This window comes from Enterobacter cloacae complex sp. 309I3 (assembly GCF_050031595.1).
Lineage (GTDB): Bacteria > Pseudomonadota > Gammaproteobacteria > Enterobacterales > Enterobacteriaceae > Enterobacter > Enterobacter cloacae.
Window position 1 is genome coordinate 3,729,737 of sequence record NZ_JBLGWI010000001.1, and the last position, 14,596, is coordinate 3,744,332.

Sequence of the window (14,596 nt, forward strand, 5' to 3'; positions counted from 1 at the left end):
ATTAGATAGTGAAAGGATGTTAAAAATAACAATCACATATTTAAAGATAAGGATTGTTGCTTGCTATTCGTATGCGCAGGTGCAGGATTGATTTTCTGAGGACGGCATATAGATCGCACAAAAGTCTCATGGGTTACGAAAGTGTGCCCGCACTCAATGTTGGTGCACTGGTTGTAGCGTTCCTTGGTTTCACTGGAGACCTGGAAGCTACTTCGTGTATGCGCAGAGAGTCCGCACAATGGACAATTCATCATTTTCATTAACCTCCGCTCACCTTTGTCAATATCGCAACAATGATACACCATTATCCAATAATGAGAACCTATTATTCCATTTCGAGATCATCTATTTTCACTTCAAGCTCAAGACTGGTAACAAAGCCGTTATCCGGGCCGATAGTGTGGATCAGCGTGGTTATGGTCCATTCCGCATCATCTATCGGCTGTTTAAAGCCACTTACCTTCACCGGCATTTCGGTATACAGATCAGCCCTTCCCTCTGCGAGCTGCAGGGAGAAGCTTGCAACCCCGCGCTGCAGACGTTCCCACTGCATCTTTGCCGCTCGCTCTGCATTGCTGCGGTTAGCATAAGTTCTGTTGAGTACCAGCACGTTTTCATCCGTCCCAACCAGGTAATCTCCCTGTTTTGCTTCCGGCTCCTTTGCCGTGGCGGTTTTCTTTCGACGGCGCTTAACCTTTGCTGCCTCTTTTTTCTTTGGCTCACGGGTATGGAGCCAGCTAGCAATCACCCCCGTATAGGCATCGCGATCGGCCAGGGTAAAACGATGATCGTCACCGGCCTGGCGGGTTATGGTGATAACCGGCAGCGGCTTACCGCTTGCCGTTCTGCCCTGCCCCTGGCGGATAAACAACAAATTGCCGTCCTTAACTGAGGCTATCGCTCCATACTGCCGCGCCAGCTTCATCAGGAAACTCGCATCGCTCTCGTTGGTCTGGTCAAGATGATCCACAGGCTTGTCCATCAGGTTCTGGCCCAGCGCCATCTTTAATTTATGCCTGGCGGCGATTTCCTTCACGACTTCGCCCACCGTTGTCTGGTGCCAGGACTTTTCACGCCGCGTGTTAAGGGTTTCACGGAAATCTGCGCTACGCGCGCGAATTGTAAGACGGTCAGGCGCGCCGCTGTGCTCAATCTCATCGACAGTAAAGGCCCCTTTCGGAAAAAGTGGCTGACCTTTCCACCCCAGCGCAAACTGAATCATGGCCCCCCGACGTGGCAAAACGATTTGCCCGTCCGAGTCGTCCAGCTCCAGATCAAGCTGGTCCGCTTCGAATCCCCGGTTATCCGTCAGCGTCAGACTCATCAGTCGCGCATCCAGCACGGTAGTCACATCTTTACCTTCAATAATGATGCTGAAACCGGGGGCTTTGCTGTTCAGGTTCAGGAGATCAGAGCTGAAATTCACTGCAGCAACCCTCCAACCGTATTTTTCATACTGCCTATCGCAGAGGTGGCGGAGTCCTGCAAATTACTGAGCTGATCGCTGAGGCTGCCAAACATATCAGACAGCGATTCATCCACCCGCTTGAGGCTCAGCGAAAATTCGATTCTCCGGGGCATACCGCTCTCAAAAAATTCTGTTTTTGTCTGGCTCAGACTCTCGATCACAAACATGCCGTAAATCGTCCCGCTCCCCTCAATCAAAGGCCAGGCTTTCCCCAGCTCCGCCATCTGCTCCAGCGCCAGCAAAGACAGCCTGCCGCCGGTAATCTCCGGCAGCAGGACGCCGGACAGAGTAAGCGAATCGTTATCCGGCCCAAGAAACTGCATTGTCGGGCGCCGGTTAACCCGGCTGTTGGCAGCGTGCCGCCAGCTGCGCTGATACTGCAGCTCCTGATAGGGCACGGTGCGCAGCATGAATACGTACAACCCCAGCACCATCATCATTATTCGTAACCCCCTCGATCACTGAAATTACTGCGTGTTTTTGCCCAGGCCCTGCGCTCACGCTCATCAAGCTGCCGGGCCACCTCGCGGGCGATATCCTGCGCGCTTTGCTCTGGCTGGGCGACAATATGAATTGGCGCGCTTATCTCGTACTTAATTACCTGGGGCTGTCTTTCTTCCTTCGCCGACGGCGCCGGTTGCGTCCTGACAGGTACACTGTACGGATGAATTGGCGCGGCTTCTGCCGGGGCAGCCGCCAGGCCCATTACGCCAGCGACCACGGAAGCGAACACCTTCTGGCGCATAGCCATCGGGTCAGCCCTGTTATCCGTGATTTCCGTAATGGCCGGTGCTGGCATGACAGCCGCAGCGATATCAACCAGCTCCGCAGCACGATCCCGACCAGGACGATTTACCGGGGCGTTAACAATCTCAGGAGGCAGTATTAACCTGCTTTCAGGCCGCTGCTCCGGGCTGGCTGTTACATCACGAACGGGGCTTACTGTTGCCGCCAGTTTCACCAGTTCAGTAGTGCGATTGATTACCGGAAGATTTGCCGGACCATTCACACTATCAGGCGGCAGAACTATCCCGCGTTCAGGGCGTTGTTTAGCGCTGGCCGGTTCCGTCCGCGAAGGATTGAGCGTTGCCGCCACCCTTGCCAGATCAGCAGTCCGTTTCCTGCCGGTGACATTGGCGGGCCCGTTAACAATCTCAGGGCCATTCTCACCCACGATGCCGAACTGGCCGCGCGGAATGGTACCGCCGCTGTCGTACATGCCAGCAAAACCCACCGGCGGAAATCCGCCAGGCGGCAGCACCACTTTACCGTCTGTGTTTACCGTGGCTGGCCGCTGCCGCGTGACCTGCTCAGGAAGCTTCGCTTTGGCCGCCTCCTTGCTGACGATGCCGAGTTTTTCAAGCAGCCAGGACACGCCCGATTTAAGCGAATCCAGCGGGTGCATGACCATGTTCAGCCCTGCCGCCAGCGCTTCGCCAAACTGCCGCCCCATCGACGCCGCGCTTTGCAGTTCTGCAGAGGTGGATTTAACAGGCGTCAGCAGATCAGTAAACCAGCCCCACAACGCCTGGACCTTGTCACCTATCCACTGGAAAACAGGCTGCAGTGGCTCAAACGCCGCACTGATAGGCGCAGCTGCAGCTTTGAATCCTTCAACCACTCCGCCTAAAAATGCGCTTATCGGCTGCCAGTATTTCCAGACAACCAGCGCCACGCCAGCCAGCGCCGCCACGACCAGACCTATCGGACTAAGCAGGGCGCCCAGCAATCCAGAAATCCCGTACAGCGCAACGCGAAGGAGGGCCAGCGGGCCGGACGCCAGAAAACGCAGCACGCCACCGGCTGCGGATAATCCCCCGCGCAACGCGGCCAGCGGATTCATTACCATGCCGATAATGTTGCGAATACCAGACATTCCGCTGCGAAGAACAGCAAGCGGTGCACCGGCCAGCGCTTTCAGCGCATTGCCAGCCAGCCCGGCAGAACGTCGCAGGGAGTTAAGGGGAGTCGTCAGCAATCCGGTGCTGCTGTCGGATGCCGCCATGCCACGGCGCAACAGGGAAAGCGGCGCATTTGCCAGCCAGGACAGCGCACCGCCGGTGCGGGTCACTGCAGACATAACGGAGGGGAGTGTTTTTACACCCAGCACGGACAGGCCTAAACGGATCACCGCCAGTGGCCCCAGCACGGCAGCCACGGCCACCGCCAGTGTGCCGAGTACAACGGTGATCGCAGCAATGGCAGCCGCCACTTTCATCAGTGTGCCCGCCAGCTGCGGGTTAGCCTCAACCCATCGACGCAGTGCCCCGGTAACGCTTTTGACGTACCCCATGATATCCATCAGCGGCTGGCGCAGGGTTTCACCCAGGCTACTGAAAGCGTTCTGCGTGCCCGTTTTAACAAGCAACCACTGCGCGGAAAGTGAATCCTTATTGATATCGGATTCTTTCTGCATGGAGCCGTTAGCCTCAGTGCCTGAGGTGAGTTTCAGCTGTCGCTGCAGCTCCGGCAGGTTGTTTGCAAGCTTCGCCGCATCATCGCCAAACTCCTTGCCAAATATCATCGTCATGGCGGACAGGCGTTTATCCTGCGGCAGCTTGTTGACCTTCTCCAGCACGCGCTGAATGGTCCCCATTGCGTCCTTTGTCATTTGCTTTTCAATCTCTTCTGGATTGAGTTTCAGCAGATCCATACCTTCCATGAACCGCTTGCTCTGCATGGTCGCAATAGACAGTTCGCGCACCATCGCATTTGATGCGCTGGCGGCAATTTCAGGCGCGGCGCCCAGAGACAGGAAGGTGGAACCCAGCGCGGCCGCCTTGCGGAAATCAAGCCGGTCAGCCACGCCGCCCATGCGCTGCAGCACATTGATGATATCGCCGCCCTTAGACATGGCGTTATCGTCCAGGTAGTTCAGGGCATCGCCAAGCTGTTCAATATTTCGGGTCGGCACTTTATACAGCTGCGCGATTTTCCCCAGCCCCTCCGCCAGCTCATCAGCGGGCAGCTCGAATGCCGTTGCGGCCTTTGCTGCAGTGGATGCAAAGGCCAGCAGGTCACGCTTTTGGTCTTCGTAAGAATCGTTCTGGTTTGTCACGCCCATGCGGGCGCCACCTTCAACCAGCGCGGCATAGTCAATAGCGCCATTCTCCATCGGCAGCTGTTCACTGGCTGCCTTAATGGCATCCTGCATGTCGTAAAACTGTTTTGTGCGGTTGCCGTTGTCGTCCCGCAGCCCGTTAACCTGCTTTGCAACGCCTTTCATCGCATCTTCCATGCTGGCATAGCTTTTAACGGCTGCCATCACCGGCGCGCCCATCGCCAGCCCGGCGGCAGTAGTCGTTGCTCCCGCGCCCGCGATACGATCCCGCACCTCAAGGCGCCGCGAATACTGATCGCGGACGGCGTTCATACGGGCCTGCTGCTCGCCCAGGCGCTTAAGGGATTTCTGCTGTCGGTCCAGCGCCTGCCGGGTTTCGTCGGCATTCTGCCGCAGCTCCCGCTGCGCACTGCTCAGCTTTTTGGTGTCCAGCCCGGCCTCATTGAGCGCAAGACGCTGACGCTGCACCGACTGACGCAGGCCGTAGTATTTGCTTTGCAGCTCGTTAACGCGGTTTTTTGCCTGCTCCAGCAGACGCGCCTGCGCCGCCGTCGGGCGGTTAGTGGCCGAGAACTGCGTGGCAAGCTTCGCCGCTTCTTCGCGTGCGGCTTTAAGACTGTTGCCGGTGACGGCCAGCTGCGCGCTTGCCTTGCGGAAACCGTCAATACGGCCCGCCTGGGCGTCCAATTCTTTTAATCTTGCGCGGCTTTGCTGAATGGCGGTAGCCAGCTCTTTGGAGCTGGCCTGCGCTGATCGGAATGGGCGGGTGAGCTTATCAACCGCATTTAGAATTACCTGCAAACGCAGGTTAGTGTCACTCATCGCTGGCCCCGCTTCTCTGAATCGCTTTATGCCGCCACTCCAGCACTTCGGTCAGCGGCATAACGTCAGTGACGGACGGCGGCCAGTGAAAAATGGTGGCGATATCAGCCACCAGGTCTTCTACCGTTAGGCTGTCGGCAAACCGGCAAGCACCGATTTCTTCAACAAAAAAGTGACCACCTCAACCGACAGCGCGGTGAGATCGGCTGGGTCCATTTCAGCCATTTCCTGAGCGGTCAGCGCGGGCGTGGAGATGCGGGGAATAATCGTCATCATCGCGCCGACGTCCATATCCATGATCGCCTGCAGACGGGTGCCACGCAGCGCGCCGGACTGCGGCTTGCGCAGCACAATTTCGGCAATTTCGGTTTTACCGCGTTTGATTGGGGTGTCCAGCTGTACGGTTTTTTCAGTCTGTTGTTCGCTCATTGTCATTTCCTGTTAATAAGGTACTGGCGCGGCTGCCCGCGCCTTTAAAGTAGATCAGAGGCCCAGGGCGTTGCGGTGTTCTTCCATCAGGTCCACGCCATCAACGATTTCAATCATGTTGATCACATCAACCTCATAGAGCACCTCGCCGTTAATGGTCAGCTTCGCGTAGCTGTTGGTGCTGCTGACTTTTGTGGTGTTGCTTTCCCCGGTTTTCCATTCGCCGGAATCGACTTCTTTATGTCGCCCGCGCACAACCAGCTCAACGGCCTGCACTTCGCCGGTATCGTCACGCTGAATGGAGCCGGTGAAACGCAGCTGGATACCGTCAACGGTGGCTTTACCCATCTGTTTGAATAACAGCAGTTCGGTGCCACCGATTGAAAATTCCGTGTCCAGCGCGCCATCATCCAGCCCCAGATCAACATCAGCCGAACCGGGCATACCGCCGCCGCGATACTTTTCAAACTTGCGGCCGAATTTAGGCAGGGTCAGGGACTCAACGATCCCCTGATAGTTATTCCCGTCGTTAAACAGGTTCAGGTGTTTTAACTTGCGTGGTAAAGCCATATTGTCCCCTTACGCGCTGACCTGGCTGGAGAAATCCAGCAGATACTGATCGGTGATGCGCTGGCGCAGCATCAGGTTTTCCAGAGGCGGTACCGGCGTATAGTCGTAATCGATAGTGAGCTTCCCGGCTTTCAGGGAATCTTTATCGTTTACGGACTCATCCAGCCAGCAGTCGGCGCCGATGATGTAGCCCTGCGTTTTCAGGTTGCGCAGTTTGGCGCGAATACCTTCGATAATGTCGCGGGCCAGCGACGGGTTAAGCACGCCATCCACCGCCCACATGTGCGCTTCTGCGATGGTGTCAGCCAGTACCTGCGCGGTGCGGGTGTAGTTTTCAAAGGCAAACAGAGGATCGTCACTGAGGCAGCGGGAGCCCCAGAAGCGGAAACCGTCTTTGCGGATCAGCGTGGTGACATCGTTCTGGTTCAGCAGCCCCGCATCGGTTGCCGGGTCCTGCAAATCCCAGAACACATCGGCAGAAATACCGGTGACGCCGTTCACGCCCACGTTGGACAGGGTCTTATGCCAGCCGGTCTGCTCGTCAATTTTGGCACGCAGACCAAGCGCACGGGCCGAGGCGTAAGCCGTTGCGTCAGCATTCAGCACGGTGTCAAAACTGATGAAATCAGGCCAGATCAGCATCCCCTCGCGCTGGCTGAAATTAGCGCGGTAGGCAATGGCTTCCTCTACCGTTTTGCATCCATAGGCAGACAGATAAGCAAACCCGCGCAGACTCTGCGCCACGCTCAGCAGCTCAGTGGCAACCGCCTGCGTGTCGTGCCCCGGCACGCCCAGAATGCGCGGCTTAACGCCGAGCTGGGACTGCGCAGATAACAGCGCTTTCATGCCCGTTTTTTTACCGTCAGTTGTCACGCCGCCGATAATGTTAGAGGTTGTCTCCGCTTCGGTTTCACCCTGTGCAACGCGCACAACGACGGTCACGGGTTTAGCCTGGTCGGCAATTGCATCCAGCGAGCGGGCCAGCGTGCCGGACTCGCCTGCTTTACCGCTGGCGGTCAGCACGTCGGTAAGCAGGACCGGTTTATTGAGGGGGAACACGGACGCATCTGCATCATCGCCGGTACAGACCATACCGACAATTGCCGTGCTTACTGTTGAAATGGGGCGGGTGCCATCGTTGACCTCAACGACGCGCACACCGTGGTGATAATCCTGAGCCATACGGCGAACCCTCCGGTGTTTAGGTTTCGCCCTATGGTGAATTGAATGGGCCGCGCAGACAGCTACGCGGCATTGTTCCCTTAATCACACAATACGCCCGCGCGGATAAACTCAGCGCGAAGGTCTGGCAGTTTGAGGGCAGGATAAGCAAGCGCAAGTTTCGGATATTGGGAAGCCGTGAACGCTGCTCCGTTGCATTTGAGCCACCCTGCCGGTGGAGTTGCTGATGGCCATGGAACTGGTACACCAACTGGAAGCGCAGAGCCTTCCCCTAAACCGGGGTTTTGTATCAATCAGATGGCGTCAACTTCACCCTTTTCTGTCATTTCATTTTTAATTTCTAACAGAACGGGTTCGCCTTGGTCATTTACATCAAGGCGCATCCCTTTCGGTATTTCTGAAGTTCTGAAAAACCAGTTATCAGCAGGCAGTTCAATCGCCCCTGCAGTATCGTGAAAGCCGGGGATAACCTCTGTCATAGTGTTCGGATTAAACAGGCGCATAATAAACCCTCCATGAAAAACCATTACTTGATGGATTGCCCGTAGCAGACATTATGCAGCGAGCCTTGAAACCAGCTTTTGTTGTCAATGAATCAATAACCATAGATGAGTGGGTGACGTTGGCCCCAACACCTGGATCAGCGGAAATACGTTCGGCAATACTGATCAAGCGACTTAAATCAGGCAACTCGATTGGGTAATTCACTGTTGCCAGACCATTATCAATAGTTACTCCATACCCCATAAGCTCAATGGCGCCATCAGACCAAATGACCCATGATCCGTTAGCATTTCTGCCCCGGCTTATTACGAATTTGGAACTTCCTAAACCGAGGTATTCGAGAAGGGCCGCAACAGATTTTCTTGACAAGGCGGTCAGCATGTTATCCAGAGGCTGCTTATTCGCCAGGGCATTAGTCATAGTGGCCGCAAAGTTAGGATCGTTACCTAACGCCGCCGCCAGTTCGTTCAATGTATCAAGCGCTGCAGGTGAGGAACCAACAAGCCCTGCAATAGCGGCCTGCACAAAAGCAGTATTGGCGAGCTGAGTGGAATTGTTACCTGCTGCCGCCGTCGGGGCTTTTGGGGTGCCGGTAAACGTCGGGCTGGCTTTTGGTGCATATTGCGTATGCGGATCAGCGGCCGCAAGATGTGCCGCCATCAGCTCATCCACATACACCTTAAGCTCCAGTACCTTATCATCCACGTATTTACGTGTAGCGAGCACCACGGAAGGATCAATTTTCAGCGTAATATTATCGGTACTGCTGGTAATTAACACCATGCGCACTGTCTGCGTGCGCCCGCTGCCCTCTGCCAGCTGTGGCTTATAGCTCTCCGGGCAGTTACCGACAGCAATCAGCGCGCCGGTTTCATCAAACAGCCCAACTTCACGAATCCACCAACCGCCCTCTGTTTCAGGTATCACCTGCTCAGCTATCACCTGGCTGCTGTTCTGCGGATCGATATACAGCATATTCAGAGCTGCACGGCGTTTTTCACCGACCAGCTTTGTCTGTTGTGCGCTTGGCGTTGGCAGCACGCCGCCGCCATCACCCACCGCCATCTGTGTAATTTTCAGCGGAACACCGAGCGCGGCGGCATTTGCCAGTTTCGCCGCGCCGATATCCGTCAGCAGGGTATAAAATTTTGCACTCATGGGTTTACTCTCATTGTGTCAATAACATGGACGGCGCCGCCCTCGTAGGCATTTCCACCGGAAATGATGGTTTCGTTGATATACGGGTAAATCGTGATTTCTTCGCCGGTGTAAGTGGCAGCACTCACAAAATATGGCCCGCTCGTCTGCAGATTTATGGACATGCCTATCAGATGCCGGCTGCAGGGTTTGGCGTCACCGATCAGGCGCTCCAGCTCCAGATAGGTTTCCTCTGTTATGCCCTGGTCCTGCACCCCAATATCCAGGCGAAACGTGCCCGGTGCCTCACCGGTCTGCCACCATTCAATGATGCGGATCAGAAAGCCGAACGGCTCCACCACACGCCGCACAGCGCTGGTTGTGCCCTTGTGCTGATGGATATAGAACGCATCCTGCACCACGCGGCGCTTCACGCTCTCCGCCCATCCTTCATCCCAGCGATCAACCGAAAAGGCCCACGCCAGATACGGCAGAAACTTGACCGGGCATGTTGCCGGGTTCCATAAATAGCGCAGCGGCACCTGCAGATCGGAAATACCGCTGCAGGTCTGCGCCAGGCGGCGCTCAAGCGACGATGAACCCGGAGGAAGCAGACTATTCATCTGTTCCCCCGTTGGTTACGCTCCATTCCGTACATGAAGCGGCTTGTGTCTTATCCAGCACCACATCAGCGAGCGGCGAGGCCAGCTCAACACGCTGCACACCTTCAACATGCAGCGCGGCATAAACAGCACTGCGGCGAATATCGCGCCCCAGCCTCGTCTGGCTGGCGATATATTTCTGCAGGCTGGCCTTTGCCGCCTCCATCACCGGCTCAGCTTCTGGCCCCGGGTAAAGAAAGATCGTTGCATCTACGCTGTACGGAATAATATCAGCGCTGCGCACCGTCAGACGGTCGGCAACCGGCCTCACGTTCTCACTGTTAAGCGCTTGTTCAACCACCGCCAGCAGGTCCGCCGCTGCCGTTCCGTCGCCCTCACGGCTCAGTACGGTAAGCACCACCTCCGCCGGTGCCGGGCTGGTTGCGCTGGCGTCAGCTACTCGCCCGTCCGTGCTTTTAGCGTGAAACTCATAAGCCGCCGTTGGTCCCGCAACGGACAGCCCCTCAAATGCAGCAGGAACACGCAGGCGCAACGCCTCGTCACTTTCCATTACCGCTGCGACCGGCGGCACCGCGTCGTTATCTGCAGGTGTAACCGTCAGCCGCTTCACGTTGTAGTTGGCCGCCATCTGATCGAGATCGCCACCCATGGCATAAGCCACCATGACCGCCTGCGCCGCCTCGTTGATTCGCTGGCGCAGCAGGATTTCCCGGTACGTGTTTTCCTGCAGTTGTTTGGTGATGGGTTCAGATTCCAGCTCAAGCGTGCGCCGCACCGCGTCCTGTTCATCTGCCGGATACAGGGCCACAAAGGAGGCCTTACGCTCAGCCAGCAGGGATTCAAAGTCCGGCACGTCAACGATTTGCGGCGCGGGGAGCTGGGAAAGGTCAATGACTGCCATTGTCTGCTCCTGTTGATACCGAAAGAGAAACAGGCGCGCCGTTATTGCGCTTCCCGGTTAGCTCAACCACCATGGAGCCGTCAAAGCTGCTGTTGATGGTGATGGAATCCAGCGTAAGCCGTGGCTCCCAGCGACTCAGCGATACGTAAACAGCCGCCATAATCTGCAGGCGCAGCGCAGGGTTCTGGGGCTGGTCAATCAATGCTGACAGCAGGGAACCATATTCCCGGCGGGCTATACGGCTTCCCTGGGGAGTCAGCAGAATATCCCTGACCGACTGCCGCAAATGGTCCGCATCAGAAATGGCTTTGCCATTGTCCTGATTCATACCGATATACAGCGTCATACAGGACCTCCCGATGTATCGCCGCCGGACTTAACGCCGGTATGACCGTGTTTATCGACTACGATCCCGTTAGAACTCATGGCGCCGCCGCCCTGGGTGACGCCACCATTGATCACCACCTCGCTGTTTATGCGCGTGTTACTTGCTTCCACCACAAACTCCCCCGTTTTCAGGGTTATGTTATCTGCCGCCTCGATCACCATGGATTTGATACCCCGCACATGCCAGCGGCCGGTCGCGGGTTCATATCCAAACCATCCACCGTCCGGATATTCCGTTACGCAGCCGTCCACTGAGTCCGACGGCGGCGCGAACTGGTTGGAATAGATCGCAGGTAAGGCAAAAGCGGTTTCCAGATTGCCGCCCATACTCAACACCACCACCTGCTCATCCGGCGATGGGCACCACCATGTACGGGCACCGCCAGCGCGCAGTGTCAGCCAGTTAATCCAGTTGGTTTCAAGCTCACCCACTTTCACCCGGCACAGCCAGTTTTCCCGGTCCACTTCGGTTACGGTGCCGGTGCGGATCAGGTTGGTGATAAGGCGCATGATTTCGGTTAATTGTGCGTTCATTGGTTCAAAATAAGGATGAAAGTATGCTTAATCGACTAGATACAAATGTTTGGTTCATGGCACAATGAAGAGACTTTTGTTAAGGATTAATCATGAAAGAAAACCTAAATCTTTTATTTAATAAATTGATTCACAAAGCCTTCCCGGAATTTAGCAACAAGGTAACTTGGACGTTAATTACTTTTGGTGTAGGCGTACTTGCATTACCGGCACCTACATATTTGATATTTATTAATTTAATTATTGATTTTTACAATAAGCAAACAAATTCAAACATCTCACTAATTAATATTAATAGCATTACCCCGAGTGGCAGCATTGGTCTCACGCTAATCATCCTCGGCCTAATGTACCACCTTATAATAAAAGGTTTCCAGGTGTTCCACGAAATAGCACAAGAAAAACAGATTAATATAACAAATGAAATCAAAAGAAAATCAGACATTAAACTTTACGAGAAATTCTTAAGTATTTTACCAACAACATCTCACTCTATCACTTTATTAAAAGAGCATGATTTTGGAAATCCATTTCATGATAACTCAATCAAAGACATAGAAAAAATGAGTTATGAGTGGGGGCATGCGGATCAACACTTTCATGATACAGAAATTGAGAGTAAAGCAACGAAATTGAGTAACGACATTCAAAATTTCAATAATTTCTTAGCGTTGCGCTCACATTACATACACTCTGGCCCTACATTAACTATGCTTACTGAACGAGATAGAGCCAATGATTTTGAATGGTTACCACAAACAGAAGAAAATGTTCGAGAAGCAAATGAGCGTAGTGCCAATATTTATAAAGATTATTGTGATTTCATTTCAACTTGTAAGAATAAATTGTTGATATAAAAGTAATCATGTCTTTTATCCTGATAACCATTGCAACAGCGTGTCACGGGTGATGGTTTCCACCTCATCATTCACGCCCAAAAGACGGCGTGACGGGTACCGGGCCTCCGGGCCGTTGCGTCTAACTCGATCACGCAGGCCATAATGGTGAACACGGGCGATGCGCTGGACTTTCCCATCAAACTGCACTCTGGCAGAGTCCGCAGTGGCTGCGGTTTTCATGTATTTAGTGGTGCGCAATTTGGCGAACATCTGGCGCTTGATGCGCCCCTTTTTACTTCTGGCCGTCACCCCGCGCGGCTCAAAGGCGGTGCCGTCTGGATTGCGCTGCAACCTGATATTTTGCTGTTGCGACCGGCGCAGCTCCTGCGCCAGTTGTCGCATCATACGGTTGCGGGTTGCCGGTTCCAGATTCGCCAGCAGGGCCGCCAGCCAGTCATCCACCCTCTGCAGGTCATCCACGTTTCACCGTCCACATTTCTTCGGGTACGTCGGGTTCCGGCACCGCTTCAACGCTCGATACGGTGCCATCTATACTGACAATCACGCGCTCCGTGAGCTGCAGATTGAGGCTGAGATCACACAGATCGTTGCTCAGGATATCGACATCAAAGGTAAAAAGTTTTTCGCGCAGTTCCGGGTTGTTGATGGCGTCCGGTTGATTGGTCATTAACCAGAGCAGCACGGGTGCCATCACTAAATTCTGGTTGCCGCTAAAATCTTCAATCACCACGTTCAGGGTGTAGCGGTATTCCCATGACATTGAACAGGCGCCGGTTGCAACCAGCGAACCGTTATCAACAAAAAGGTGCAGTTTGTCCGGGTTATCACGGACATACGCCACCGATTTATTCAGGGCGTTGCGTAAGGACTGCGGCTTGTTCACTTTCTCGCTCCTGACACGCTATGATCGTGTCCACTTTGTCGGCACATACTGCCCAGGCGGCCTCAGTCTCATCCAGCACCTGGTTCAGATCCCGATTACTGCGCGGCGCTGACCTGTCCAGGCGGCATTGCGTCACTTTTGGACAACCACTCACGGTAAGCTGCACCTCCGGCGAGGGGTGGGCGGTCCCGCAGCCGGATAATGTCAGCAGGCAAAGGAGTGTCAGCCCAGCGGCGTAAATCCTCGTTTTCACGTTTTAGCTCCTCGATCCGGCGCTGACGATTCCGCAACAGCGCGGAAGTCTCCTCCGCTGCAGCATAAAGTTGCGTCTGCGCCCGGCTGTTGGTTTCGGTAAGAATGGACAGGCTGATAAGCTGGCTGCTTTTCTTCGCCAGCTCCTGCTTGTTATTTTTAAGCGCCTCAGCCTGCGTCGCGATGGTGTGACCGGCATTGTTGAGCCGCCATGACTGCCAGCCCAGCAACGCCAGCACCAGAGCCAGGATCACCGCCAGCGCGCGCGTCATGCCCCCGCCCCTTTAAGGCACCAGGCAAGCTCACGGGCGCGCCTGTTTTCCAGCCCATTACTCCTTTGACCATTTACATAAATCCAGCGGGGGAGCTGGTTGCATGCCTGCCACCATTGCTGGCGATTGATGTAAGAAACCATTGTTGACCGGCAGATTGCCCCCGTTCCGACATTAAAGCCGATACTGATCAGGGCATCGTAAACATGCTGAGGTGGCTTAACCTGCAGGCAGGCTTCAATCCTTTTTTCCGTCAGCAACACGTTATTAATCAGCCCCTGCGCGGCCTGTCGCTCCGTTATGGTTTTTCCCGGCACTACCCCGGACGTATTGCCGATCCCGTCAGTCCAGACCCCGGCGCTGCACTGGTATGGCTGCAGGCGGCACCCTTCGAAATCAGCAATCAGTTTCAGCCCCTCGACGGAGGTATGAAGCGACTGAAAACCCGGCAGCGTGGCGGCAATCGCCAGCACCGCGCCGACCAGGCAACGCTTAACGATTGAAGGACTCATATTCCCCCCTGGATATTCTGCCGTCCCGCAGCAGCTGGTAGGCTTTCCAGCGTAAATAACACGTCACCGCTGCAGTAATAATGCCCAGCGCAAGACCGGTGATGGTCGATACATCTTTAAGAGACAAATCGCCGAGCCATGCCAGAAGCAGGGCAACGCAGTAAGTGATAAAGGCGCTGATTCGCTCAAGCGTCATAAT

20 protein-coding genes and 2 pseudogenes are annotated in these 14,596 nt (G+C 54.9%); 1 reads left to right on the forward strand and 21 read right to left on the reverse strand.

The window, feature by feature from the left end; all coding sequences use genetic code 11:
* Positions 1–32: 32 nt before the first annotated feature.
* From ACQG22_RS17775 to ACQG22_RS17845, 15 genes and pseudogenes are all read right to left on the reverse strand, one after another.
* Positions 33–254 (reverse strand): ogr/Delta-like zinc finger family protein, encoded by a 222-nt coding sequence (locus ACQG22_RS17775; RefSeq protein WP_248190399.1) that lies wholly within the window; start codon positions 252–254, stop codon positions 33–35.
* Between the two features lie 71 nt (positions 255–325).
* The gene (locus ACQG22_RS17780; protein ID WP_369706990.1) at positions 326–1,426 is read right to left on the reverse strand and encodes a phage late control D family protein; all 1,101 of its coding nucleotides are present in this window, start codon (positions 1,424–1,426) and stop codon (positions 326–328) included.
* The gene (locus ACQG22_RS17785; protein WP_369706989.1) at positions 1,423–1,908 is read right to left on the reverse strand and encodes a phage tail protein; all 486 of its coding nucleotides are present in this window, start codon (positions 1,906–1,908) and stop codon (positions 1,423–1,425) included. The genes ACQG22_RS17780 and ACQG22_RS17785 overlap by 4 nt, the downstream gene beginning before the upstream one ends.
* The gene (locus tag ACQG22_RS17790; RefSeq protein ID WP_426711577.1) at positions 1,908–5,351 is read right to left on the reverse strand and encodes a phage tail tape measure protein; all 3,444 of its coding nucleotides are present in this window, start codon (positions 5,349–5,351) and stop codon (positions 1,908–1,910) included. The genes ACQG22_RS17785 and ACQG22_RS17790 overlap by 1 nt, the downstream gene beginning before the upstream one ends.
* Positions 5,344–5,463: a GpE family phage tail protein gene (locus ACQG22_RS17795; RefSeq protein ID WP_007848878.1), complete on the reverse strand. Its 120-nt coding sequence runs from the start codon at positions 5,461–5,463 to the stop codon at positions 5,344–5,346. Before ACQG22_RS17795 ends, ACQG22_RS17790 begins: the two co-directional genes overlap by 8 nt.
* Positions 5,464–5,477: 14 nt before the next feature.
* Positions 5,478–5,780 carry a phage tail assembly protein gene (locus ACQG22_RS17800; protein ID WP_014884889.1) on the reverse strand — a complete coding sequence of 101 codons (303 nt, stop codon included), beginning with the start codon at positions 5,778–5,780 and terminating at the stop codon, positions 5,478–5,480.
* A gap of 54 nt (positions 5,781–5,834) precedes the next feature.
* Positions 5,835–6,350 (reverse strand): phage major tail tube protein, encoded by a 516-nt coding sequence (locus ACQG22_RS17805; RefSeq protein ID WP_007848874.1) that lies wholly within the window; start codon positions 6,348–6,350, stop codon positions 5,835–5,837.
* Between the two features lie 9 nt (positions 6,351–6,359).
* The gene (locus ACQG22_RS17810) at positions 6,360–7,532 is read right to left on the reverse strand and encodes a phage tail sheath protein (protein ID WP_369706988.1); all 1,173 of its coding nucleotides are present in this window, start codon (positions 7,530–7,532) and stop codon (positions 6,360–6,362) included.
* Positions 7,533–7,633: 101 nt separating this feature from the next.
* A pseudogene (locus tag ACQG22_RS17815) lies at positions 7,634–7,825 on the reverse strand (phage tail protein); the annotation flags it as partial.
* Positions 7,826–8,035, reverse strand: coding sequence for a hypothetical protein (locus ACQG22_RS17820; protein ID WP_369706987.1), 210 nt, complete (start codon positions 8,033–8,035; stop codon positions 7,826–7,828).
* Positions 8,036–8,351: 316 nt separating this feature from the next.
* Positions 8,352–9,194 (reverse strand): annotated as a pseudogene (locus ACQG22_RS17825) (phage tail protein); the annotation flags it as partial.
* Positions 9,191–9,796, reverse strand: a complete 606-nt coding sequence (locus ACQG22_RS17830) for a phage tail protein I (protein ID WP_369706986.1) — start codon at positions 9,794–9,796, stop codon at positions 9,191–9,193. The pseudogene ACQG22_RS17825 and the gene ACQG22_RS17830, both read right to left, overlap by 4 nt.
* Positions 9,789–10,697, reverse strand: coding sequence for a baseplate assembly protein (locus ACQG22_RS17835; protein WP_369706985.1), 909 nt, complete (start codon positions 10,695–10,697; stop codon positions 9,789–9,791). The genes ACQG22_RS17830 and ACQG22_RS17835 overlap by 8 nt, the downstream gene beginning before the upstream one ends.
* Positions 10,684–11,043 carry a GPW/gp25 family protein gene (locus tag ACQG22_RS17840; RefSeq protein ID WP_029741006.1) on the reverse strand — a complete coding sequence of 120 codons (360 nt, stop codon included), beginning with the start codon at positions 11,041–11,043 and terminating at the stop codon, positions 10,684–10,686. Before ACQG22_RS17840 ends, ACQG22_RS17835 begins: the two co-directional genes overlap by 14 nt.
* Positions 11,040–11,618, reverse strand: coding sequence for a phage baseplate assembly protein V (locus tag ACQG22_RS17845; RefSeq protein ID WP_369706984.1), 579 nt, complete (start codon positions 11,616–11,618; stop codon positions 11,040–11,042). Before ACQG22_RS17845 ends, ACQG22_RS17840 begins: the two co-directional genes overlap by 4 nt.
* A 92-nt stretch (positions 11,619–11,710) precedes the next feature.
* Between ACQG22_RS17845 and ACQG22_RS17850 the strand changes: the two genes are divergently transcribed.
* Positions 11,711–12,475 (forward strand): hypothetical protein, encoded by a 765-nt coding sequence (locus ACQG22_RS17850; RefSeq protein WP_426711578.1) that lies wholly within the window; start codon positions 11,711–11,713, stop codon positions 12,473–12,475.
* 15 nt (positions 12,476–12,490) lie between these two features.
* Here ACQG22_RS17850 and ACQG22_RS17855 read toward each other — a convergent pair whose 3' ends face one another.
* From ACQG22_RS17855 to ACQG22_RS17880, 6 genes are read right to left on the reverse strand one after another with little or no spacing between them, the layout of a single operon-like run.
* A complete protein-coding gene (locus ACQG22_RS17855; RefSeq protein ID WP_369707004.1) occupies positions 12,491–12,937 on the reverse strand; it encodes a phage virion morphogenesis protein in 447 nt (148 codons plus the stop codon).
* Positions 12,930–13,361 (reverse strand): phage tail protein, encoded by a 432-nt coding sequence (locus ACQG22_RS17860; protein ID WP_369707005.1) that lies wholly within the window; start codon positions 13,359–13,361, stop codon positions 12,930–12,932. Before ACQG22_RS17860 ends, ACQG22_RS17855 begins: the two co-directional genes overlap by 8 nt.
* Complete coding sequence (lysC, locus tag ACQG22_RS17865) at positions 13,324–13,572, reverse strand: Rz1-like lysis system protein LysC (protein WP_369707017.1); 249 nt, start codon at positions 13,570–13,572, stop codon at positions 13,324–13,326. Before lysC ends, ACQG22_RS17860 begins: the two co-directional genes overlap by 38 nt.
* Positions 13,457–13,885 carry an Rz-like lysis system protein LysB gene (gene lysB, locus ACQG22_RS17870; protein ID WP_369707006.1) on the reverse strand — a complete coding sequence of 143 codons (429 nt, stop codon included), beginning with the start codon at positions 13,883–13,885 and terminating at the stop codon, positions 13,457–13,459. The genes lysC and lysB overlap by 116 nt, the downstream gene beginning before the upstream one ends.
* Positions 13,882–14,397, reverse strand: a complete 516-nt coding sequence (locus ACQG22_RS17875; RefSeq protein WP_214539072.1) for a lysozyme — start codon at positions 14,395–14,397, stop codon at positions 13,882–13,884. The genes lysB and ACQG22_RS17875 overlap by 4 nt, the downstream gene beginning before the upstream one ends.
* Positions 14,378–14,593, reverse strand: coding sequence for a hypothetical protein (locus ACQG22_RS17880; RefSeq protein WP_014884902.1), 216 nt, complete (start codon positions 14,591–14,593; stop codon positions 14,378–14,380). Before ACQG22_RS17880 ends, ACQG22_RS17875 begins: the two co-directional genes overlap by 20 nt.
* Positions 14,594–14,596: the final 3 nt, after the last annotated feature.